Source organism: Leisingera sp. ABM4_101 (assembly GCF_056158725.1).
The window spans coordinates 808,980-830,961 of record NZ_JBSWTV010000002.1 but is presented as its reverse complement, the minus strand read 5'-3'; the positions used below and the strand labels follow the sequence as shown (position 1 = coordinate 830,961).

General features: G+C 58.0%; 27 protein-coding genes. 14 read left to right on the top strand and 13 right to left on the bottom strand.

The genetic code is table 11. The features are described from left to right. Both ACXAEK_RS05050 and fliK read right to left on the bottom strand, forming a co-directional pair. On the bottom strand, positions 1–678 hold the full coding sequence (locus tag ACXAEK_RS05050; protein WP_475040232.1) for a FlgD immunoglobulin-like domain containing protein: 678 nt from the start codon (positions 676–678) through the stop codon (positions 1–3). Between the two features lie 4 nt (positions 679–682). Continuing rightward, positions 683–2,644 (bottom strand): flagellar hook-length control protein FliK, encoded by a 1,962-nt coding sequence (gene fliK, locus ACXAEK_RS05045; protein WP_475040231.1) that lies wholly within the window; start codon positions 2,642–2,644, stop codon positions 683–685. 128 nt (positions 2,645–2,772) lie between these two features. Between fliK and ACXAEK_RS05040 the strand changes: the two genes are divergently transcribed. From ACXAEK_RS05040 to flbT, 5 genes are all read left to right on the top strand, one after another. Then, the gene (locus tag ACXAEK_RS05040; RefSeq protein WP_475040230.1) at positions 2,773–3,066 is read left to right on the top strand and encodes a rod-binding protein; all 294 of its coding nucleotides are present in this window, start codon (positions 2,773–2,775) and stop codon (positions 3,064–3,066) included. Then, positions 3,059–3,418, top strand: coding sequence for a flagellar biosynthesis protein FlgN (locus tag ACXAEK_RS05035; protein ID WP_475040229.1), 360 nt, complete (start codon positions 3,059–3,061; stop codon positions 3,416–3,418). The genes ACXAEK_RS05040 and ACXAEK_RS05035 overlap by 8 nt, the downstream gene beginning before the upstream one ends. Before the next feature lie 202 nt (positions 3,419–3,620). Continuing rightward, positions 3,621–4,445, top strand: coding sequence for a flagellin (locus tag ACXAEK_RS05030; protein ID WP_475040228.1), 825 nt, complete (start codon positions 3,621–3,623; stop codon positions 4,443–4,445). A 77-nt stretch (positions 4,446–4,522) separates the two neighbouring features. Then, positions 4,523–4,894, top strand: a complete 372-nt coding sequence (gene flaF / locus ACXAEK_RS05025; protein WP_475040227.1) for a flagellar biosynthesis regulator FlaF — start codon at positions 4,523–4,525, stop codon at positions 4,892–4,894. A 2-nt stretch (positions 4,895–4,896) separates the two neighbouring features. After that, positions 4,897–5,301 carry a flagellar biosynthesis repressor FlbT gene (gene flbT, locus ACXAEK_RS05020; protein WP_475040226.1) on the top strand — a complete coding sequence of 135 codons (405 nt, stop codon included), beginning with the start codon at positions 4,897–4,899 and terminating at the stop codon, positions 5,299–5,301. A 162-nt stretch (positions 5,302–5,463) separates the two neighbouring features. Here the strand turns inward: flbT and ACXAEK_RS05015 are convergent, their stop codons facing one another. Together ACXAEK_RS05015 and ACXAEK_RS05010 are read right to left on the bottom strand one after the other, a co-directional pair. Continuing rightward, entirely contained in the window at positions 5,464–5,706 is a 243-nt protein-coding gene (locus ACXAEK_RS05015) for a hypothetical protein (protein WP_475040225.1), read from the bottom strand. Between the two features lie 449 nt (positions 5,707–6,155). After that, positions 6,156–7,484 carry a FliI/YscN family ATPase gene (locus tag ACXAEK_RS05010; RefSeq protein WP_475045192.1) on the bottom strand — a complete coding sequence of 443 codons (1,329 nt, stop codon included), beginning with the start codon at positions 7,482–7,484 and terminating at the stop codon, positions 6,156–6,158. A gap of 88 nt (positions 7,485–7,572) precedes the next feature. On the opposite strand from ACXAEK_RS05010, the gene ACXAEK_RS05005 reads away from it, so the two are divergent. Genes ACXAEK_RS05005 through ACXAEK_RS04965 form a run of 9 tightly spaced genes read left to right on the top strand, consistent with a single transcriptional unit; the run spans position 7,573 to position 12,138 of the window. After that, complete coding sequence (locus ACXAEK_RS05005) at positions 7,573–7,962, top strand: FlgB family protein (RefSeq protein ID WP_475045190.1); 390 nt, start codon at positions 7,573–7,575, stop codon at positions 7,960–7,962. 11 nt (positions 7,963–7,973) lie between these two features. After that, the gene (flgC, locus tag ACXAEK_RS05000; RefSeq protein WP_475040224.1) at positions 7,974–8,366 is read left to right on the top strand and encodes a flagellar basal body rod protein FlgC; all 393 of its coding nucleotides are present in this window, start codon (positions 7,974–7,976) and stop codon (positions 8,364–8,366) included. A gap of 22 nt (positions 8,367–8,388) precedes the next feature. Continuing rightward, positions 8,389–8,685, top strand: coding sequence for a flagellar hook-basal body complex protein FliE (fliE, locus tag ACXAEK_RS04995; protein WP_475040223.1), 297 nt, complete (start codon positions 8,389–8,391; stop codon positions 8,683–8,685). Positions 8,686–8,688: 3 nt separating this feature from the next. Beyond that, a complete protein-coding gene (locus ACXAEK_RS04990; protein ID WP_475040222.1) occupies positions 8,689–8,961 on the top strand; it encodes a flagellar biosynthetic protein FliQ in 273 nt (90 codons plus the stop codon). Further along, the gene (locus ACXAEK_RS04985) at positions 8,961–9,677 is read left to right on the top strand and encodes a flagellar hook-basal body complex protein (protein ID WP_475040221.1); all 717 of its coding nucleotides are present in this window, start codon (positions 8,961–8,963) and stop codon (positions 9,675–9,677) included. Before ACXAEK_RS04990 ends, ACXAEK_RS04985 begins: the two co-directional genes overlap by 1 nt. A 10-nt stretch (positions 9,678–9,687) precedes the next feature. Next, positions 9,688–10,473, top strand: a complete 786-nt coding sequence (gene flgG, locus ACXAEK_RS04980; RefSeq protein ID WP_475040220.1) for a flagellar basal-body rod protein FlgG — start codon at positions 9,688–9,690, stop codon at positions 10,471–10,473. Further along, positions 10,473–10,895, top strand: a complete 423-nt coding sequence (gene flgA, locus ACXAEK_RS04975; protein WP_475040219.1) for a flagellar basal body P-ring formation chaperone FlgA — start codon at positions 10,473–10,475, stop codon at positions 10,893–10,895. The genes flgG and flgA overlap by 1 nt, the downstream gene beginning before the upstream one ends. Further along, positions 10,895–11,635 (top strand): flagellar basal body L-ring protein FlgH, encoded by a 741-nt coding sequence (gene flgH, locus ACXAEK_RS04970; RefSeq protein ID WP_475040218.1) that lies wholly within the window; start codon positions 10,895–10,897, stop codon positions 11,633–11,635. Before flgA ends, flgH begins: the two co-directional genes overlap by 1 nt. Positions 11,636–11,643: 8 nt before the next feature. After that, a complete protein-coding gene (locus ACXAEK_RS04965; RefSeq protein WP_475040217.1) occupies positions 11,644–12,138 on the top strand; it encodes a flagellar basal body-associated FliL family protein in 495 nt (164 codons plus the stop codon). 82 nt (positions 12,139–12,220) lie between these two features. Here ACXAEK_RS04965 and ACXAEK_RS04960 read toward each other — a convergent pair whose 3' ends face one another. The 9 genes from ACXAEK_RS04960 to ACXAEK_RS04920 form a co-directional block, all read right to left on the bottom strand. Then, positions 12,221–12,619 carry a hypothetical protein gene (locus tag ACXAEK_RS04960; RefSeq protein WP_475040216.1) on the bottom strand — a complete coding sequence of 133 codons (399 nt, stop codon included), beginning with the start codon at positions 12,617–12,619 and terminating at the stop codon, positions 12,221–12,223. Beyond that, a complete protein-coding gene (locus tag ACXAEK_RS04955) occupies positions 12,616–13,704 on the bottom strand; it encodes an EscU/YscU/HrcU family type III secretion system export apparatus switch protein (RefSeq protein ID WP_475040215.1) in 1,089 nt (362 codons plus the stop codon). The genes ACXAEK_RS04960 and ACXAEK_RS04955 overlap by 4 nt, the downstream gene beginning before the upstream one ends. Beyond that, positions 13,701–14,480, bottom strand: a complete 780-nt coding sequence (locus tag ACXAEK_RS04950) for a flagellar biosynthetic protein FliR (RefSeq protein ID WP_475040214.1) — start codon at positions 14,478–14,480, stop codon at positions 13,701–13,703. Before ACXAEK_RS04950 ends, ACXAEK_RS04955 begins: the two co-directional genes overlap by 4 nt. Beyond that, on the bottom strand, positions 14,477–16,570 hold the full coding sequence (gene flhA / locus ACXAEK_RS04945) for a flagellar biosynthesis protein FlhA (protein ID WP_475040213.1): 2,094 nt from the start codon (positions 16,568–16,570) through the stop codon (positions 14,477–14,479). The genes ACXAEK_RS04950 and flhA overlap by 4 nt, the downstream gene beginning before the upstream one ends. A 352-nt stretch (positions 16,571–16,922) precedes the next feature. Next, entirely contained in the window at positions 16,923–19,373 is a 2,451-nt protein-coding gene (locus tag ACXAEK_RS04940; protein ID WP_475040212.1) for a hypothetical protein, read from the bottom strand. Then, positions 19,370–20,239, bottom strand: coding sequence for a flagellar motor stator protein MotA (motA, locus tag ACXAEK_RS04935; RefSeq protein WP_475040211.1), 870 nt, complete (start codon positions 20,237–20,239; stop codon positions 19,370–19,372). Before motA ends, ACXAEK_RS04940 begins: the two co-directional genes overlap by 4 nt. A gap of 78 nt (positions 20,240–20,317) precedes the next feature. Continuing rightward, complete coding sequence (locus ACXAEK_RS04930) at positions 20,318–20,932, bottom strand: MotE family protein (RefSeq protein ID WP_475040210.1); 615 nt, start codon at positions 20,930–20,932, stop codon at positions 20,318–20,320. After that, positions 20,932–21,369: a hypothetical protein gene (locus ACXAEK_RS04925; protein ID WP_475040209.1), complete on the bottom strand. Its 438-nt coding sequence runs from the start codon at positions 21,367–21,369 to the stop codon at positions 20,932–20,934. The genes ACXAEK_RS04930 and ACXAEK_RS04925 overlap by 1 nt, the downstream gene beginning before the upstream one ends. 9 nt (positions 21,370–21,378) lie before the next feature. Beyond that, positions 21,379–21,903 (bottom strand): flagellar basal body-associated FliL family protein, encoded by a 525-nt coding sequence (locus ACXAEK_RS04920; RefSeq protein ID WP_475040208.1) that lies wholly within the window; start codon positions 21,901–21,903, stop codon positions 21,379–21,381. Between the last annotated feature and the right edge of the window lie 79 nt (positions 21,904–21,982).

Sequence of the window (21,982 nt, the reverse complement as noted above, 5' to 3'; positions counted from 1 at the left end):
TCAGCTGCTAGGATCCCGCAGCGCGCTGACAGAGGATGCCAGCACAACAGAGCCGCCTTCAGTTATCAGGCCGACTTCCCCGCCCTGCATCCGGGTTTCGTTTACTTTGAAATAGATCTCAGCATATTCTTCGAGCAGCAGATCGTCGCCTTTCCGGCTTTCCACAACAAAGGCATATTCGCCCGCTTCCAGCGGGTTTCCGTCCTCGTCCAAGCCGTTCCACTGATACGGTTCAGCTGAAACAGGAAGGCTGATCCGCTGAACTTCGGTGCCGTTTGCGTCTTTAACAACCAAGGTTACGGCGTCAGCGGCAGCAGCTGGATTAGGCGCAATAGTGACCTGGTTGCTGCCATCAAAATAGCCTGGCGCGACCGCCCTGGCTTCCATCCCGACCCAGCCGGACAACGCCGCCATGTTGGCCAGGCCCAGCTGCGACTGCAAGCCTTCCAGCAGCGTATTGCTCTTGGTTTGCTGCTCGACCATGGAGAATTGGGCCAATTGCGCAGCATATTCCGTTGAATCAATCGGTTCCAAGGGGTCCTGATACCGCGCCTGAGCCGTCAGCATTTTCACAAAGGTTTCAAAATCTGAGGTGAGGCCCGCGGTCTGCTGGGACGATGGTGCCAGCGTTGGGGTTTGTCCGGCGCTGGCGCCTGCGGAATTGATTGCTGTTGTCATATGATCAGACCCTCATGTCCACACCGGCGGCTCCCAGCCGGAGATTCTGTGTTACGGATTCAGCAGGCTGCGTATTCTGCCCGCCTGTGTCTGCCGGAGCACGGGACGTTCCGGCCCCGGTGCCCGCACCTTCGTCAGAGCCGCCGCCTCCTGCAGCACCTCCACTGAATTCAAACGAAATATCTTCATAGCCCATGCGCCGGAATTCCTCCGCCAATTCATGAATGTGGCGGCGCATCAAATCTCCAGTCTCCGGCCGTTCAGTCTGGATAATCATAGTGATCCCGGTCTCGCTCGTGATCACGCGCATTTTCACTTGGCCCAGCTCTTGCGGGTTCAGGCTCACTTCGACTTTCTGCTCGCCTTTGGCCGCGAAGGCTTCAGCCAGCTGCGCTGCGATCATCCGTGGCGCTTCAGGGCGGTGAGTCCCATGAGCCCCAATAGACGCTTCCGCCAATAGCTGTGTCAGGCCGGGTGCCTCAGAAAACAAACTCAGGGCAGTTGCCGCCGTTTCATCCGCAGCTAAAGACAGTTCTGCATTCACCTTTGCTGCTGTGATACCTGCCGCTGCAACAGGCTGCGGCAAGGAGACGGCCAGCGGAGGGGCCGTTGGTGCAGCCTGTACCGAGGCCATTCGGATTTCGCTGTCAGCAAGTTGCCGTGAAACGAGCGCGCCCGATCTGGTTTCATGCGTTTCAAGCCTCCCCTCTGAGGGGCCCAAGACAGCAACCTTGTTAGGCGGCGGGGTCTTTCCTTGTACCAGTGTGCTATTCGCTAGAGCCAGGCCTCCAGACGCGGTTGCCTGGGTCAGCCCCTGTGAAGACAGTGAGCTTGAGGGCAGAACATCACCGCGCAACGGATTCAACTGTTGCACACCCGACCCGCGGTCGGAGGAGGCGGCAGGAACAGGATCAGTACCCAGGCCAGCCAACTTCTCCGGTGTGCTTGAACGCTGCACCTCTGTTGGTTGCTTCCTGCTTGTTTCCGGTTGCACAGCCATCCGGCCGGCAGCCTGTGAAGCCGCTTCAGGAGTTGCGCGCGATTCTGATTGAACTGTTTTTTCGCCGCCAGACGCGGCGGTTTTGTCAGCATTTGCCGCAAGAGAGTGCTTGGTATTCGCCAATTCTGCCGGAGCAAATTCAGACCTACGCTCGCCCTGCGAGGCTTCCCCGCGCGTCTTTGGGCCGGTTGTTCCGCTGGCGTCCAGCCCGGCAGCAAGCTGTGCATTGCTTTTAGGTTTCTCAAGCTGGCTTGGTTCTGCATTTTCTCTTGTTTCTGGCGAACCCGCGCCGGCTGAAACGTTCCTTTCCGAACCCTCAGAAACTGAATTTCCAGCCGTTTTCCGACCAGGGAGACTTGTTTGCGAATTGTCTTCAACATGCGCTGCAGCGCGCGGGGGCAGCTCTACAGTTTCAGACAGGCCACCCTGCGCTTTTGCCTCGGTTTGCGGCCTGTCATGCCCGGGCGTTTGCACCGCTTCTTGCCAGGCGTTCTCTTCCGTTTCCACGGAAGCATTGCCTGACAGCTCTATGTCTGCGTCCTGATCAAGGACTTCAGCTTCCTCAGCCTCCGGTTCCGAAACCGCAACAGCACTCTCCGGTACAGAAGCGCTGCCTGCCGGGACTGTATCTGTCTCCAGTTCAAAGACCTCGGCCTCCTCAGCCACAGGTTTCGAAACTTCAAAACTACCCTCTGAAACATCGGTTTTTTGAGTGCCCGCTGACACCGCAGACTGCTCGGTGCTGGAATCACCCGCTTTGCCGGCCGCACCTGTTTCAGATTCGGCCACTGCTTCACCAGGCAGGCTGGAAGAAGCGTTATTACCCGCCTCAACCCCGCTTTCCCGGCCCCCCATGAATTCTGAAAAACTACTGTTTTTGCTTGATTTTTCTTGACTTCCGGAAGGGGCAAACGGCGCCTTTCCAGCAGTGCCGGCATCTAAGCCAATGACCGAGTTCATGTTCATTTTCGTCTTCCGGATATTCTATCTCGACACAGACAGGCTTACCCGAAAGCGGTTACGGCAATTTTAACCGGTTCCTGCGCAATCTCGGAAAAATCGAAGAAACTCGACTTTCAACCGGAGAACCGGAGATGCCAGAAATCCAGACGACCCCCGCCCAATTACCGCGCGCGTCAGCGCCCGTACGGCCCGTGGCAGCTGATCCGCTGCGCGAAGCCGCGATTGAGCTGGAAGCCTCCTTTTTAGCCCAAATGCTGAAATCCGCCGGCCTCGGCGAATCACGCGAGGGATTCGGCGGCGGTGCCGGAGAGGAGCAGTTCTCCAGCTTTCTTATCCGCGAACAAGCCACTCAGATCGCCCGCTCTGGCGGCATCGGTTTGGCAGAATCACTTTATCACGCATTGAAGGAGACCCAAGGTGAGTGACCCCAAACCCCAGCAGCTGATCGACGAGCTTGATCAGATTCTCGACCGCGAGCGCAAAGCCCTGATGGCCGGAGATCTCGCAAAACTCGAGGCGCTTTTGGCGAAGAAAGAAAAGATCATCGGCAAGCTGAATTCTGTGACCGAACTGGAGCGCGAGCCGCTTGCCCAAGTGCAAAGTAAAATATCCCGCAATCAAGAGCTGCTGGGCGGCGCCATGGACGGCATCCGCGCAGTGGCTGCCCGCATGGCCGAATTGCGCCGAATCCGCAAGGGACTGGACGTCTATGACCAGGCCGGTCGCAGGACCCGCTATGGCACCCGGCTGAGCAGCAAATTGGAGAAGCGGGCCTGAATGCAATTTTGGGAAAATTCTAAAAAACCAAATCCCGGCATTAGCACTCCTTTAGCAACTGATGCGCCAATGTCGCCTTGCACCTCATGAGGGGTGGCGCGGAAGCCGGACGGCGGAACGCACAGTCAGAAAGACGTCACACAGCGCCCTTCGGGGCAACGAATAATGGGGCCAAAGCGCCCCGCAGCTAAAGGAAAAAGCTATGACCAGCATTCTGACCAACAACGGCGCAATGGTTGCTCTGCAGACCCTGAAGTCTGTGAACAACAGCCTGGAAGAAACCCAGAACCAGATCTCGACCGGTAAAGAGGTCGGCATGGCGAAAGACAACTCCGCTGTCTGGGCCATCTCCAAGTCGATGGAATCGGACATCGGGGCTTACGAGTCCGTCCAAGATTCTCTGGACTTTGGTGAAGCCACCGTCGCTGTTGCTTCCTCGGGCATGGAACAGATCGTGGAAACGCTGAAAGACATGCGTGAACTGGTGGTTGCCGGTGTTTCGCAGAACGTCGACCACGACAAGATCAATGATGACCTGACTGAAAAGACCGCAACTATCGCCTCTATCATCAAGTCGGCATCGTTCAATGGTGCCAACCTGCTGGACACCTCCGGCGCGACCAACTTTGATGTTCTCGGCGGCTTGGACTCCACTGCCGGCACCGGCGATATCATCAGCATCGCCCATGTTGACGCGGACGCGGACATTTCCCAAGTTCTGGCAAACAATGTTCCGCTGGATTCGACCAATGCGGATGCCGTTCTGACTGATATCGAAAATGCTCTGTCCAGTGCAATCGACCATGCGGCAGCCTTTGGTGCAGCAAGCAACCGCCTGAGCGACCAGCAGGAATTCGTGTCGAAACTGACTGACTCCCTGAAGTCCGGCGTCAGCACCATGACCGACACCAACATGGAAGAGGCATCTGCCCGCCTGAAGGCGCTGCAGACCCAGCAGCAGCTGGCGGTGCAGTCGCTGACCATTGCGAACCAGTCGCCGTCCACACTGCAGCAGCTGTTCCGTTAACAGCCTGACCCGGGGCGCTGATCGCGCCCCGGTCTTCCCTCTCAGAGAACCTGAAGAATAATACGTTAGGAAAACACGTGAATGCCCTTCTGAAGGCGAAGAGTGCCTACTCGGCGGCAAAGGCCCCGACCCGGACAGCAAAGAATTTCGAATACGAAGTAATCGCGCGCGTGACACGCCGCCTGATTACAGCGGCGCAGAAAGGCCGCGATGGGTTTGCTGATCTTGCAGCAGCTTTGAACGACAACCGCAAGCTCTGGTCAATTTTTACCGCTGATCTCTCTTCCAAAGGCAACCCCTTGCCTGATGAGCTGAAGCAGAGCCTCTTTGAGTTGGCAGAATTCACGAGACAGCACACCACCAAAGTGCTTCAGCGCAAGGCCGATATCCGGCCCCTGGTGGAAATCAATACGGCCATCATGCGTGGCCTCCGCAGCGGAGCTACCTGAATATGAGCGGACTTGTCCTGAAACTTGCCCCCAAGGAGCGTGTCCTTGTGAACGGCGCGGTGATTGAAAACGGCGACCGCCGCAGCCGCCTGTCCATTGTCACCCCTGATGCAAACATTTTGCGCCTGCGCGACGCAATACACCCGGAAGAGGCGAATACCCCGGTGCGCAGAGTCTGCTACGCAGCACAACTGATCCTGTCCGGTGACGCAGACCCTGAAGAGGAGCGTCTGCCGATGCTGCGCCGGATTGAGGAATTGAGCCAGGTCTTTACCGATCCGGACAGCCGGGCATCCATCGCCGAAGCAACAGATGCCTTACTCAGCAACAATCACTACCGCTGCTTGAAGGCGCTACGCACCTTGTTGCCGCGGGAAGACCGCTTGTTTGCTGTCAGACCCTCGTAACACACCATCCTGCAATCCCCGGCGGCTGATGGGATTGCGGGTTGATGCCACCAGACTGCAGACAGATCAAAACTCGCGGTTTGGCAATGAAGACGATAAACAGCTGTCCTTCAAAGACAGCTGTTTGCAAAGGCGGACAATCCCGCTTCTCCAAATCTTTATTTATGAAGCTCCCGAGTTCGGCTGAACGATTTTATCTGTCTGGCAGCCGAAGTAGCGACCAGCGGGATCAAAGCAGTTCTGAGGGGCGTTGCACGCAGCAAGCGTGTATTTTCCTTTGCTGAGGAAATCGGAAATGCCGCCAAGGCCTGCCGGTACTTCGGCATCAGCAGCGGGATCTTCTATGACTGGAAGAAACGCGGCGCGGCGCGAGACGACACGGTCCTGAAAAATTCGAAACAGCACCGGTCTCCTCCCCCTTCAGCACCTAAAGCGCAGCCTTCGCCTTGAACCCGGGTGCGTGCTGCTTGGTTTCGGCTTTATTGATCTCCTTTTCGTCGAAGATCTGAAGATCTGCAATCGTAGCTTATGCCGGTGGCCGGGATTCGGGGACAGCTTAGTAGTTTCAGAGCCGGTTGAACTGCATGCAGCGCGAAAACCTCAGGAATAGGCTGCAGTACCGGACCTCTCAGCCAAATGAAATAACGACGCCCGCTGGCAGCAGGCGTCAGTGATTTTCAATGCGCCAATTCCAGTTTTTTGCGCATCGCGGCAACGATAGCTTGCTCCTTATGCAACCCACCGAAGGGATTGCCAGCCGCGTTGTGAATTCAGGTCCTTGGCATTGTGGCGGCGCTGGCCGCATCTGGCACAGCCATGCTATTTTACTATCCATCAAAACGCCGGCCACGGTATTAGCGGCCGGCCTTGGCGCGGCGCAGTAGCAGCAGCAAGCGGTTGAAGCTGCTGGTAATCCCTTCAGGATCCTCTCGGCCGAAAAAGGCATCCAGTTCCGGCCAGAGTTTCACGGCCTGGTCCAGCACGGCATCATTTCCTTCTGCATAAAGACCCGCTCGAATCATTACTTCAGATTGCTCGTAGGCCCCCAGATACTTGCGCACCTCTTGGATTGCTGCATTTTCATCCGCGGTCGCTGCGGCCGGCAGGCTGCGCGACACGGATCTGGAGACATCGATTGCCGGGAAACGCCCGCGTTCCGCAATCTCGCGGTTCAGAACAATATGCCCGTCCAGAACCCCACGCAGGATATCGGCTATCGGCTCATCCATATCGGAACCCGCTACCAGGACACTGAAGACAGCAGTAATGTCACCCTGCCCTTCGCCGCCCGGACCGGCCCTTTCGCAAAGGCCAGTGATCAAAGGCGTGACCGAAGGCGGGTATCCGCGCAGTGCCGGAGCTTCTCCGGACGCCGCAGAAATCTCACGGTGCGCCTCTGCAAAACGGGTAACCGAGTCGGCAAGAAACAGCACGTTTTTGCCTTGATCCCGGAAATGTTCCGCCACTGTCATGGCAGACCAGGCACAGCGGCGGCGCACCAATGCGGACTGATCGGATGTTGCAGCAACAACAACTGCGCGCCGCATGCCCTCAGGCCCCAGCACCTGCTCGACAAAATGGCTAACCTCCCGGCCGCGTTCGCCGATCAGTGCCATCACAACAACATCAGCCTCCATGCTCTGAGCCAATTTCGCCAGCAACGAAGACTTCCCGACCCCGGAACCTGCAAAAAGGCCCACCCTTTGCCCCTGAACAATCGGAAGAATCGTGTTTAGCACGGCCTGCCCGGTGGCCAGCCGTTCCCCCATCGCCCGACGGGCCGCGGCTTTGGGCGGTGCAGCCATCAAATCACGCGGCTCCGGGCCAGGCAGCATCGGGCGTCCGTCCAGAGGTTCGCCAAAAGGATCAATAACCCGCCCAATCCAATGGTCTCCTGGAGCGAACTCAGGTGACGGGTGCAGGAGAACCGGATCGCCGATTGCCGCTCCATCAGGCGCCCTATCTGGTAACATGCTGATATTGCTACCACTAATCTTCAAAACTTCACCATGAAGCTCATCTCGTGGGCCACGGCGCAGAACCAGCCGGTCCCCGATCCGGGCAGCAGAGGCCAGCCCGCCGACTTCGATCTCTCCACCCGCGATTCCGGTAACCCTGCCCATCTGGGTCGTCAGCCTGGTTCCGGCGATTTGACGGGTCAGTGCGTGCAGCTCTGCTTTCATCGAAGCGGCCTCCATTGATGTCCTGAAAACAATTTCTAAAGGAATCGGGGTTAAGCCTTGATTGAAATCGATCAAGGGAGAAGCCCTGGTGTTCACAGAACTGAACGTATTCAAAATTGCCTATTCCATGGCCGCCCACGCCGGCAAGCGCCAGGCGTTGGTATCGCAGAATATCGCCAACGCCGATACGCCAGGTTACCACGCCAAGGATATCAAGCCTTTCAAAGAGGTCTTTGCCGCCGGCGCACGCCCGAGCAGCATGATCGCCACCCGTGGCAGCCATTTGAATGGCACCTCCAGCGATAGCATGGATTGGGCCGTCCTTTCCAATGACGCGGGCGGCGACCCCAACGACAACACGGTGACGGTGGAAACCGAATTGCTGAAGGGCGTTGAGACCGCCCGCCAGCACAAGCGGGCCATGAGCATCTACAAGTCTTCCATGAACGTGCTGCGCGCCAGCCTCGGCAAGAACTGAGGAGCTGAGCGATGAGTGAATTTTCGCGCGCACTTTCCGTCACCGCCAGCGGCCTCAAAGCCCAGGCAGCGCGTCTGCGCCATGTGTCCGAGAACATTTCCAACGCCGACACCCCTGGCTACCGGCGCAAAACCATTCCGTTTGAAGCCGTGCGTGAGCTGCAAACAGACGTGGAGCATGTCCGTACAGGCCGGGTCACTTTGGACCGGCGCGACTTGGAAGAGATCTACGACCCGTCTCATCCGCTGGCAGACGACAGCGGACATTATGAAGGGTCCAACGTCGATCTGATGATCGAGATCGCCGATGCCCGCGAAGCTCAGCGCAGCTACGAGGCAAACCTGAAAATGTTCGAGCAAACCCGCTCCATGTCAGCCTCGCTGATGGACCTTTTGAGACGTTAACAAAAATATTTGGAGATCCAGAATGGATATTCGCAGCCTTTCCGCCGCCAGCGGCTATGCCGCCGCCCGCCCCGCGACCAAAGCAGATCCGGAACATGCCGCAACAGGGGCCGGCCCCCGCCTGAAGGAAAGCTTTGAAAATTTTGCAGCGACCCTGCAAAAGAGCGAGCAAATTTCGGTACAGGCCATGACGTCTGACGCAGACCCTCATGCCCTTGTGCAAGCGCTGGCGCAAACCGAATTGGCCGTCGAAACCGCGGTGACTGTGCGAAACAAGGTCGTAGAGGCATACCAGGAAATCCTGAGGATGCCGGTGTAAGCCATGATGAGCGAAAGCCTCTTCTATGACACGTTGCGCCAGGCCCTATGGGCGGCTGTTACCATGTCGACGCCGATTCTGGTTGTTGCCCTGGTCGTCGGCCTGGCCATCGGCCTGTTTCAAGCACTGACATCGGTACAGGAAATGACCCTGACCTTCGTGCCAAAGTTGGCCGCGATCATGGTCGTGTTCTGGATGACTATGGGCTTCATGACACAAACGCTGGTGGCCTTTTTCAATGGCCATGTCGTTCCGATGATTGCCGGAGGTTCGTAATGGAAAACGCAGGATACGCCACGCTGTCGCGGCAATCCGGCCTGATGCGGGAAATGCGCGTCATTGCCAACAATATCGCAAACTCAGCCACGACAGGCTACCGTCAGGAAGGTCTGATTTTCTCGGAATTCGTGCAATCCTCACCCGGCCAGCAATCGCTGTCGATGTCGCGTGCGAATATCTTCAATACCTCTATGGAACAGGGCCAGCTTACCAAGACCGGCGGCACCTTCGACTTCGCTATAGAAGGCGACGCATTCTTTATGGTGGAAACGCCGCAGGGTGAGCGGCTGACCCGCTCCGGGGCCTTCTCTCCGAATGCCGACGGGGATCTTGTCACCATGGACGGGTACCGGGTTCTGGATGCTGGCCGCGCACCTGTCTTTGTGCCGCCTGATGCAGGCAAGATCGAAGTCGGCTCTGACGGCTCTCTCAGTGCGAACGGGCGCCTACTGGGTCAGCTGGGTTTGTTTAAACCCGTGGAACAGCACACTCTCGTGCGAGAGGACGGCGTCATGTTCCGGGTCGAAGGCGACATTGAGGACAGCTTTGAATTGAAGGTGCTGCAAGGGTTCCTCGAAGGCTCCAACGTGAATGCGGTTTCCGAGGTCACCCGGATGATCGAAGTCCAGCGCGCCTATGAAATGGGCCAGAGCTTTCTGCAGTCGGAAGACGAGCGGATCCGCAATGCCATCAAAAACCTGATCAAGACCTAGGAGAATCCAGATGCGTGCCTTGAAGATCGCGGCGACCGGCATGAGCGCCCAGCAATTGCGTGTGGAGACCATCTCCAACAACCTCGCCAATATGAACACCACCGCCTACAACGCGCGGCGGGCCGAATTTGCAGACCTGCATTACCAGCAGATCTCCCGTGCGGGCACGGTGAACGCGTCCGATGGCACCGTTTTGCCCACCGGCGTGCAAGTGGGTCTTGGCGTCCGGCCGGCAGCGGTCTCGGTGCATCTGTCGCAGGGGGCCCTGCAACAGACCAATAACGACCTGGATCTTGCAATTGACGGCAAAGGCTATCTAGAGGTGACACTGCCATCCGGCCAATCTGCCTATACCCGTGACGGTGCGCTGAAACGGTCCGCTGAGGGCTTGATTGTGACCTCGGACGGGTTCCCAGTCTCACCGGAAATCACCGTTCCTGACGACGCCGTCAGCATTTCGATCAATGCCGAAGGCGAGGTTTACGGGTATTTCGACGAGACATCGGCAGGTCAGCTGCTGGGGCAGTTTACTCTGGCCGGCTTTACCAACCCGAAAGGGCTGGAAGCGATCGGCAGCAACCTGTTCACGGAAACTGAGGCTTCGGGTGCAGCAACTGTATCAACAGCCGGTGAGGACGGGCTTGGTACCCTGCGCCAAGGCTATCTGGAGGCTAGCTCGGTCGATGCGGTCCGCGAAGTGACTGAACTGATCGAAGCGCAGCGCGGCTATGAAATGAACGCCAAGGTCATATCGGCCGTCGACCAGATGATGGGTGCGACGACACAGGTGCGCTGATGAAACTTGTCCTCGCCTGCCTTGCTGCCCTTGCACTTTCCGCCCCGCCTTCCTGGGCGGAATATCTGACCCCGTTGCGTACCATACGCGCAAAGCAGATCGTCAACGCAGAAGACCTTGCCTTCAAGAAAGGCGAAATCCTCGGCGCGCTGACGGATCCGTCAGAAGTGATCGGCCAGGAGGCGCGCGTCGCCCTTTATGCCGGACGGCCGCTGAGGGCAGGCGATATCGGCCCGCCAGCCATCATAGAACGCAATGACCTAGTCACGATTATTTTCCGCCAGGGCGGGCTGACCATCGCTGCCGAAGGCCGCTCGCTTGGCCGCGGGGCAGCCGGCGAAGCAATCCGCGTAATGAATCTCTCTTCCCGCACCACGGTCACCGGCCGGATCGCGGAAGACGGCTCCGTTGAGGTAAACTGATGAAAACGAAATACTCTCCCGTCAAACCGCTGCTGTTCGGCCTGGCCATGCTCGGCGCTTGCGGCCGTATGGATCATTTAGGCAAACCGCCTTCCTTCACCCCTGCCAATGAAACGCCTGAGCATGTCGCGATGCTGTACCAAGGGCTGCCATCCCAAACCCAGACACGGCGCACGGTCGACGGCTCTTCGCTATGGAGCGGGTCGCAGCAATCTCTGCTGGGCGACCGTCGTGCCATGAAGCGCGGCGACATCATGACCGTGGTGATCGAAATTGACGAGGAAGCGGAAATTTCCAACGATACCCAGCGGTCGCGCTCCGGATCGGAAAGCTTGAACATGCCGCATCTGCTGGGCCTGCCGCAACGCCTGGACCGGAAGCTGCCCGAAGGGGCCACGTCGGCAGATGCTGTCGAGCTCGGCAGCTCCAGCGCATCCGGCGGCAAGGGCTCGGTCAAGCGGAGCGAAAAGCTGGAGCTGCGCATTGCGGCAACGGTTGTCGATGTCCTGCCCAACGGGGTGCTGGCGATCAGCGGCACCCAGGAACTGCGGGTGAATTTCGAACTGCGTGAGCTTCTGGTGACCGGATACGTCCGGCCCGAGGACATCAGCCGGCAGAATGAAATCACCTATGACAAGATCGCTCAGGCCCGGGTTTCCTATGGCGGCCGAGGCCAGATCACGGACGTTCAGCAGCCGCGCTACGGCCAGCAGCTGCTGGATGTCGTCCTGCCGTTCTGAGGATTGCCATGCTGTCTAAACTCCTTCCTGTAATCCTGCTGATCATCGGCACAGGCGGCGGTATTGGCGCCGGCATCATGCTGGCGCCCCCGCCCGAAGAAGAACCTGCTGCGCAAGAAGACGCGGCCAAACCCGCTGAAGAACCGGCCGAAGAAGCCGCGGAAGAAAGTGAAGAAAACCAGCGGGAATACATCAAGATCGCAAACCAGTTTGTGGTTCCGGTCGTTGAGCGCGACGAGCTGACCTCTTTGGTTGTGGTTTCCCTCAGCCTTGAAGCCAAGAAAGGCACAACAGAAAAAGTGCATATGCTGGAGCCCAAGCTGCGCGATGTCTTTCTGCAGGTATTGTTTGACCATGCCAATATGGGCGGATTCCGGGGCGCGTTTACCCGCTCGGACGTTCTGGATCCGCTACGCACTGCTCTGCGCGAGGCCGCGCAAAAATATGTTGGCAAAGGTGTTTATGACGTCCTGATCATGGAGATTTCACGGCAAGACGTCTGAACTGCCCGCTGCCATTCCGGCAATACAGCAAAGGCCGGTCCAAAAGGGCCGGCCTTTGCTTGTTCAAAGTTGCTTGCGGGCTTCAGCCTTCCAGAAGCCTGTTCATCATCGCCTTTGCCTGTTCAGCCTTGTGCCGCTTGCGTTCAGCTTCGGCCATGGTTTCAACCGCGTGCTTGCGCCCGAAGGCCTTGCGCAGCTGATCCATCATACGCAGTTTCTGGGCCGTCGCCTTGGCAAGCTCCTGGTTGAGCTCACGGCGAGTGCGCGTGTGCCAGCCCTGCCAAAGGAGATCCGCACCCAACGCTTTCATCGTATGGTCGCCATTGGCCTGCTCCCGCGCGGCTTGAACCTGAACGTTCAGCTTGGCCAATTGTCCGCGCAGCTGCGCTTCCCGCGCCAGCGCTGGCTGTATCTTGGCATGTTCCTGCATGTATTGGGCAGCTGTTACCGCCGCCATTTGGTCCAGCATTTTCTGCTTCATGTGATTTTTCCTTTGGCACGCTGGCGCATTTCCTCGGCAAACCGGATGGCCGCCGCTACCGGAGCGTAATGCTCTTCCAGAATTTCATCTCCAATTTCCAGCGCTGCATGCAGGGCGCGCGCTGTTGGCGGATCGCTGTGAATCGGAACCCCGTTTTCATTGGCCACACGCCGGATAGCAGCCGCGATCTCATCAACCCCTTTGGCCACACAAACCGGAGCCGTACCGGGTTCACGGCTCCATTCCAGCGCAACTGCGTAGTGTGTCGGGTTGACGATTATAACGTCGGCCTTGGGCACATCGGCAAGCATCTGCCCCATGGCAATCTGCTGGCCGCGCTGACGGCGCTGGCCCTTCATATGGGGGTCGCCTTCGGCCTCTTTCATCTCATCCTGGATTTCCTTGCGCGACATCATGTTTTTGCGGTGGTGTTCGGCATGCTGAAAAGCTGCATCCACAACACCGATGGCCAGGGCAATGATCAGCGCCAGAAACAGGAATTCCATTGCCAGCTGGGCCAGCATCATGACGACAGTCTGCGGGCCAGTCCCGGAGGACGCAATCATTTCCGGCAGCCGGTAGTTCAGGTAAACGCTCAGACACACCGAGTAGAGCAAAAGCTTCACAAAGCTCTTGAGGAACTCAAACAGCCCTGCCCGTCCGAACTTGTTCTTGGCCCCTTGGACCGGAGAAATGCGCGACAGCTTAGGCTCCAGTTTGCTGGGAGCAAAGACCAAGGCCCGCTGACCGACGATGGACAGCAGCACAAGTGCAAAGGGTACCAGAAACCAAGGCAGCACAGGGCGGAATGCACTGCCGATAAACCCGCCGACAGGCGCCGCTGACGGCCCCTCGAAAAACAGGGGAGCCAGCCGGTCCGGCTGATCCAGGAATGACATCAGCGCGGTCCCGATCCCCTCAACACTGCTGCTGCCAGCGGCATAAAAGGCGACCAGCAGACCAAGGTAGGCTGCTGCTACCGACAGATCCGTTGACTTGGCAACTTCACCTTTTTCACGGGCTTTACGAAGCTTCTGTTCTGTTGGCTCAAATGACTTGTCTGCGTCGTCGTCCTGGCCGCTCATGGCATTCCGCCCCCCGGATCGGCAATGAAGCTCATTAGGGCGCGCACCCAGACATTCAGGATCATTGGGCTGCCGACCATCAGTATAAACAGCCCAAAGAAGGTGATAACCGGAGCACCGACCATAGCCACCATCAGCTGAGGCATTGCACGGTTGATCACCCCAAGCGCCAGATTATAAATCACCGCGGTCACGACAAAGGGCGCTGCTAGAGTGAATGCCAGGGAAAAACTTTGCGATACCCGGTACACGCCCCATTCGGTCAAAGCCGGCGCCGCAGGAAACTGGCCCGCAGGAAACATCTGATAAGAACTGATCATCAATTCCGCCACACGGATGTGCAGACCCATCATGACCGCGAGCGTCACACCTGAAATCATCAGGACAGCACCAAGCGCCGGCATCGGCTCTGCGCCGATCCCGCCTAAAATCTGCGACAAAGAAGTGCTCTGTGCCGCGATTGTGCCTGCAGTTTGCAAGGCCAGCACAAAGATCCTGATCCCGATACCCAAGGCAAGGCCAATGATTGCCTCAGTTACGGCAAAGCGGGCGTACTGCAGAACGCTGTCCGGCTCAGGAAAGGCAGGCAGAGCTGGCGCTACCACCAGAGTGAAAGCCGCCGCGACCGCAAGCTTCACCCTAGCCGGGACATATAGTTCTCCGACAGCTGGCAAAACAGACACCATGGCGGCCACTCTTAGGAACACGATCGCCGCGTGCCAAAACCCTGCCCCCAACAGCAAAACCAGCTCAGGCGGCAGAAAATTCAGGTTCATGCCTGCACCATTCCAACCAGCGCCGGCCGTGCCTCCAGGCCAATTTCCTCAAACGACAGGACCGGATTGGTGACGCCGCGGGACTTCAGAATAGTCTTCAGGTAGCGCCGCCGGCGGGTAGAGGTCACAACAGCCGCAAAAACACCCTGGTCCGTAATAGCGGACAGCTTCTCTGTCAGCCCGTCAGCAAGCCGGTTGAACAAATCCGGCGGCAGGGCGATATCCAGCCCCGCACCCTGAGCATCAACCTGGTAGGTCGAAAACTTGTCTTCCCATTCCGGCGCCAGCTGGATCAGCGGAATCGTACCGTCATCGCGTTTCATCTCTGCCACCAGCTGGAACCCTAAGCGCTGGCGCACATGTTCGCAGATCAGCTCCGGCTGATTGGTGTGAAGCCGTGCCTCAGCGATGGATTCAAGTATCAGCGGCATGTTGCGGATTGACACCCGTTCCTCCAGCAAGAGGCGAAGAACCGCGTGCAAGGTATCCATTGGAACCTTTTCAGGCACCAGCGCATCCAGCAGCTTGCGGTTTGCCTCAGCCCGGAAACCATCGGACAATTGCGTCATCTCATCCAGCAGGCGGCGCAGCGATTTCAATGTCAGCAGGCGGGCAAAGTTCTGTTTGATGATCTCCAGCAGATGGGTTGCCAGGATTTCCGGCGGTGAAACCACGGTGGCCCCTGACAAGGCAGCCTGTTCTTGCGACTTGGCGGATATCCAGCGGGCAGGCGCACCATAAACCGGTTCCGTTACATCTGTGCCCGGTGGCAGCGCGTCATGATTTTCCGGCATAAGCGCCAGTACCATATCAGGGTGCAGAGTGCCGCGTACCTGTTCAACACCCTGGACCTTGATCACATAGGTGCCGCGCTCCAGTTCATGCTGGTCGGTCAGACGGATTTCCGGCAGGATCAAACCAAAGGTCGTGGCGATATGCGACCGCATATTCGCAATCCGCGCGTCCAGGCCGGTTCCGGCATCCAGCACCATGCTGACCAGATCCGGCGCGAACTCCAAGTGCAGATCGTCCAAGTCGAGAATATCGCCAAGCGGCCGTGAGGCCGAAGGGTCCTTCGCCTCTTCGATCTTCTCCTCGATCTCAGCCTCTTCATCATCCATCTTTTTCTTGGACATCCGGAATGCCGCGTAACCCAGCACCCCGCCTCCAATCACAAAGGGCAGGAAAGGCAGGCCCGGCACCAACGCAAAAAGCACCATCAGCACAGCCACTGTGGTCAGGGCAGCGGGATGGCGCCCAAATTGGTCAAACAGAGCCGTATCTGTTGCACCCGTGGCACCACCGCGGGCCAAAAGCAGAGCAGCGGCTATGGAGATAATGACGGACGGAATTTGGGAAACAAGACCATCACCGACTGTCAGGATGGCATAAGTTTCAAACGCGCTGCCAACCGGCATGCCATGAACCAGAACCCCCATGATCAGGCCCATCACCAGGTTCAGCAGCGTGATCAAAAGACCTGCAATCGCATCGCCTTTGACGAATTTAGACGCACCGTCCAGCGAACCGAAGAATGTGGTTTCCTGCTGTTCGCGTTCACGGCGTTCCTTTGCCGTCTGGTGATCAATGGCCCCTGCTGACATATCCGCGTCGATCGCCAGCTGTTTGCCAGGCATACCGTCAAGCGCAAACCGTGCGCCGACTTCAGCCATCCGGGCAGCGCCTTTGGTTATGACCATAAAATTGACGATCAGAAGGACGCCAAACACCACAAGACCCAGGAAAACACTCCCGCCCATAACAAACTGGGCAAACCCTTCGATCACATTTCCTGCCGCATCCGTCCCGGAATGGCCTTGGCCGATAATCAGTTTGGTTGAGGACACGTTCAGCGAAAGACGCAGCATGAGGGAGGCCAGGAGAACCGTCGGAAAGGACGAAAAATCCAGCGGCCGCTCAATAAACAGCGTTATGGTAAAAATCAGGATCGCCAATGCGAATGAGGCCGCCAGACCGACATCCAAAACCCAGGCCGGCATCGGCAGAATCATCATGACAATGATCGCCATCAAGGCAAGCGCAAGGAGAACGGTCGGACTGAAGAGTTGTTCCGTTGTCAGCTTAGGCACAGTTCCGGCCCCGCATTTCTGTTTTGAGGAAAGAGTTGCAGGCAATGGTCATTGCCGGAATCGGCTCTGGGAGCCTCCCACGGCCCAAACCCGGCACAGCCAGGAGCTGGATCACTGCACTAATCTGCTGAAGTGCTGATCCCGTCTCAGCACTGAGTTCTGCGTTTCTCACGCAGTGGCCATGCCTGTACAGGCAACGCATTGAAAAATTTTCCGGCATTCTGCCCGTTCCAAATCAGGATTCACCCGTTAGTCACGTTACCGGCGGCCGGTTGACAAAGTGTTATCAGCGTCACGCAAATGCCGCCCTGCTCAGCAGGGCGGCATTTTTTCAGATCGGCTGTGGTGTTTATTAATTCTCTGCGGAAGCTTCCAAATTAGTTCCCACTCTGCCCAGCAAATCCGAAATACCGCCGCGTGTGCCCTGGCTGCTTTCGACCAGCGCGCGTGCGTGAGCCAAGGGTGTCAAACCCTCCGGATCTTGCGCTGTTTCACCGATTTGCGTTGTAACAGAGGCAACCGCACCGAATTGTGCATCCCCATTCGTGCCAATCGCTTCAATCGCGTCCAGGTCCTCGGAGTGCCAGAACCCGCGCGCCGCGGCGTTTGTTTCGTCTTCTGCAAGAAGGTATTCGCCTGCGCGGGCATACTCGCCATTACGCCACAAAGCTTCGGCCCGCATCCGGTTTGCTTCAGAGCCCTCGAGCCCCATCAGCTCAACCAGCGCCCTGTGAGGCTTGTCCAGAACCAGCGCGGCTTCTGCCATCATCAAGCGGCGGATCTCATTCTCCGGCTCCAGCGCAAGCTTGGCCAGCAGGCTTTGAGCTTGTTCAGCAAATCCGAGGTCCAGCAGCCGGCGGGCAACCTCCTTGGCCACCGGCGCCGCCTCCGCAGCGCTGGCTTGCGCTGAAAAAACCAGTGCATACTGCAGAAAGGTCACATCATCTGCACGCTCCGAAAGAAGCAGCATCAGCGGCTCCAACGCGGTACTGCGCGCGTTGGGCCCGTCGCGTTTTGTCAATCTGTCGAGTTCCTGGAATGCCTCGTGGAATTGCCCCATGAGCGCGAGCGCGGCAACTTGGGCCCGGCGCAAGTCCGGCCCAAGCTCTGTATCCCTGTTTTCCAGCTCATACGACGCGATCAGATCAGGAACGTCCGGTGAAAGCGCTTTGCGTTCTTTCACACTCAGCGCAACCAGATCAATCAGCGCGGCAGGGGCATTTCCAGTCCGCTCAGCAACTTCGCTGGTGAGCTCCTCGGCAACTTTTTCTGTGTCACCTTCCAGTTCGGCAATTGCCGCCTCGGCCAGATTGATCTCCGGGACGTCTTCAACCCCCGTGCGGTCGACGGCTCTCAGAATCGCTTCGGCGATATGGTTGTCACCTGCCTCAGCAAACATCTTACTAACGCGCGGCCCCAGATGCACCCGCAAGTGGGTCGGCAGCTTGGAAAATGCCTGCTGAATTGCATCCGTGTTAGCGCTTTTTTTGACCACTCCGTCTGCCAAAGCGCCCCACAAAGTACTGTAACCTTCGCAGCTTTGCTGCCCCGAGAAGGCATGATTTACCGGCAGAACCGTCCCGTCCAAAAGCAGCGCCATTGCCTCCAGCTGGGCAAAGGCGGGGTCGTTATGCTCATCGGGAGGAAGCATGGTCAGGATCGACCGGGCTTCAGCTCCAAACCCGAAAAAGAGATAGGTCCGCGCAAGAGACAAAACACTTGTTGGATTTACATCGTCAAATTCCCGGACCAAGGCGCTTCGCACTGGTGCCAGCTGGTCGGCAAAGGGGCTGTCATCCCCCCAGGCATGGATCGCTACTTGCTTGTCCTGAATGCAATGCGCGGCTTCTTTGTTCCCGTCTGCCAGCGTCGCCATCAACCCGGTTTCACGGTCGATAGCCGAGGTAACAGAAATGTGGTCCAGAGGATTTAAAGGCCTGTCAGACCGGCCGAGAGGATCCAGAGCACTGTTTTCAGCACCTGCAAGCCCATCTGCAGCGGCGCTAAGAAGACCTTGGTTTGCAGCCCGGCCGATTTGCTGAAGCAGCCGCTGCTCTGAATCCTTAACAACAGCCGCCCGTTCAGTTTCTTCCATGTTGAGCAACAGGCCGGCTTCCGGCAGCCGCGTGCCTGCTTCTTGCCCAAGTGATTCTGGCTCATCCCCAGGCGCACTGCCATCAAGCGGCAGCTCAACGTGAACAACTTCCTCCGGCTGATCTGCCGCGTCGCCGGGCACAGCGGGATCCGGCATTTCGAGCGCGTCCTGAGGCCTTATGGCTTGAGCCGGATCAGCTTGCCCGGCTGCAGCGGCAGCCAACTCAAGCGCCATCCGCGCATCTGCAGCCGCCGATTCGGAAAAACTGAACCTGTAGCCATTCTGAGAAGGCAGGGTCAGCGGAAGAATGCCGGTTGCCGCCGTGTTCCGCTCCGGCCGCGGGGGCAACCCGCCATCCCGGACATCAACCACCAGATAGCCGTTCTCCTGAACATAGGATGTCACCGTGCAATCACATCCCAGTTCAAGCCTCAGCGGCTGGCCCGGGCCGTTTTGCGCCACTGCTTTAAGACGGGTGCGCGGAATCAGATTGAAAACCCGCGACGTGTCAAAAACCGCTTCAGGGGCATCAATATTCACAGTCGCCGTCAAGCCGCTTTGTGTCAGAGACCAGTCCGCTCCATCTGGCAGGCGCATCACCAGCCGGGTAAAGCTGCCATGTTCCCCAGAGCGGGTCACAATCGTCTGCGCTTGGACTGCGCCTGCCGCCAAAACAACGGCCGCGGTGGCAAATGCTCGCCAGATCATGCTGCGTCCTGTTTCACCGATTTAAGGGCTTCTTCAAGCTCCGAGAAACCGGGACGGAAGTGAGAGGGCGTATTCTGGCGGCCGACCTCGATGCAGATCGCGGCCGCGTGGTTGTGCAGATTCGCAACCAGCACCTCACGGATCAGCTGGTAGAAATGCGCGTCTTCTTCGACCACAGTCTTCACCTTGCCGGCAAAGGGCGCCGCCAGACAGTAAGCTAGGAAGATACCTAGGAAGGTCCCCACAAGAGCGCCGCCGATCATCTTGCCAAGAACCTCTGGCGGCTGGTCGATTGATCCCATGGTCTTGATCACACCGAGAACCGCGGCAACGATCCCAAGCGCGGGAAGACCATCAGCCAGGGTCTGCAATGCATGGCTGCCGTGCATGGCATGGTGATGATTCGCCTCAATCCGCTTTTCAAGCACCTCTTCCACCTGATGCGGATCGTCATAGTTCATCGACGCCGAACGCATGGTGTCGCAGATCAGGTTCACTGCTTCTTTGTCTCCCAGGATCTTGGGATATTTGTTGAAAACAGAGGAATTTTCCGGATCCTCGATGTGCTGTTCAACTTCAACCGGGTTCGCGCGCGCAATCCGGATCAGTGCAAAAAGCAGACACAGCAAGTCACGGTAGTCATCCGGCTTCCACTTGGGGCCCTTGAACACCTTGCCGACATCCTTGAGCGTGTGCTTGATGCCGCCCATGTCGTTACTGATCAGGAAGGTGCCAACAGCAGCCCCGCCAATCATCATCATTTCAAATGGCAGTGCCTTGATAATGATCGCCAGTTTGCCGCCGGCCAGAAGGTAGCCGCCGAACACCATGGCAAAGATCACCACAATGCCTACAATCCCGATCATAGGTCCACTCCAGTTTCTATTGGTTTTAATAAGATTAGGCGAGTCGTCCTAAGGAAAGACTAAGCCGCCGCGCCCCAACTATTCCTTGGGCACGGAGCCGTTGCGCCCGGCCAAAACAACGCTGATGGTATACGCCGCCTCAGGACTTAGGCCTGCCATGATGCCCGCTGCCGCCTCGGGCTGCATCCGGGCCAGGAAACCGGCTGCAAACGCAGGATCCATCTCTTCAAACAAAGCTGAGGCCTCCTTGGGCTTCATCTGCTCGTAAACCGTCGTAAGGCGCGTCACATCTGCTTCGGTGGCGCCATCGGCCAACGCAAGAGTTGCCTTCAGGTTTTCCTCGGCCTGCTCCAGCGCTGCCAGTTTCTTGTCGATTGCCTGGTCAGCGATTTCCAGTGCCTTCATCCGGTCCTGAATCTCCGCTTCGCGGGCAGCCAACGCCTGTTCTCTTTCCTGGAAGGCAGCCAGCATTGTCTGAAGCTCCGCCGACGTCGGCATCGATTCGCGCTGCGGCTCCCCCTTGTGATCCGCCTGTTCGCTGCCAGGTTTCTGCAAACTCGCCACCTCGCGCGCGATCGCCGGGCCTGCCTCCAGGCCAAGGCGCACCGCCGCAGAACCCATCAGCAGCACCGCAAGCATCATCAAGGTGCCGCCGCGCCTGAACCTCCGGTTTTTCTTTGCCGCTTTTGCCATCACGCCACCCGATTCTGGCTGCGGTTGTGGCGGACGAACATCAGGCCGGACGGTTTGGTTTCGTCCTGCTCCGCAGAGCCGGGCTGCGCGTCGGCCTCGTAAGCTGCGGCCATTGATTCATCTTCCGGATCTGCAGGCGCTGCGGCCCCGGCCTCCGGCATGTCATGCATGGACGCCATCATCAGCTCCAGCCGCTGTGCCACCGATTCGGCACGGCCGGTAAGCTGCTGCAACGCCTTGCTGGAGCCATCTGACACCTGCTGCGCCGCCTGCAGCGACTTGTTGAGATCATCTACTTGAGCAGACAGAACGGCAACCGCACCGCCCACGCCCTTTTCAAGGTCATTGAAGCGTTTCAGCCGGCGCGACAGCACCAGGCAATAGAATCCGGCGCCCAGCGCTCCGGCCGCAAGCAGGATATCAGCAATAATGTCCATCCTGTCCTCCTAGTTCAGTACGAAATCCATGATCAGCAGATCCCGCACCCGGCCCTGGCCGGTTGCAATATTGATCCGCCGCAGCATCTGCGCTCTCAGTTTCGGCAGAGCCATCGGATCGGTCAGATCCTCAAGCTCCAGTGCTCTCAGGTAGCTGTTCAGGACATCGATAACCCGCGGGAGGATTTTTTCGACCTCTGCCTGATGGGCAAGATCGACCTCAAGTTGCGCGCGGAACCGCAAATGCTTGATACCGCTGGCTTTGCGCAGGGTAATCACAATCGGGTCCATTTCGATAAAGGCAAGATTGGCGATATCCTCCGCCGTCTCACCATTGTCCACGCCTTCTGGCGCCGCTTCGGCCGCTGGCGCCGGTTCTGGCGCAGCTTTCTGACCAAAGGGAAGAAGGCCTGACTGAACGGCAAAGAATCCGCCGCCGCCGCCGGCCAGTGCCAGCACCACCCCAATGATCAGGGGCAGTTTGCTTTTCTTGGCCGGGGCTTCTGCTTCTGTATCTACTGCAGCGTCTGTCATGGCTATCCCTAAAACGTCGTGCTCCTCTTCATAACCTGTCAGGGACTAACCGAATGTTAAGGCCGATCCGTCAAAACGG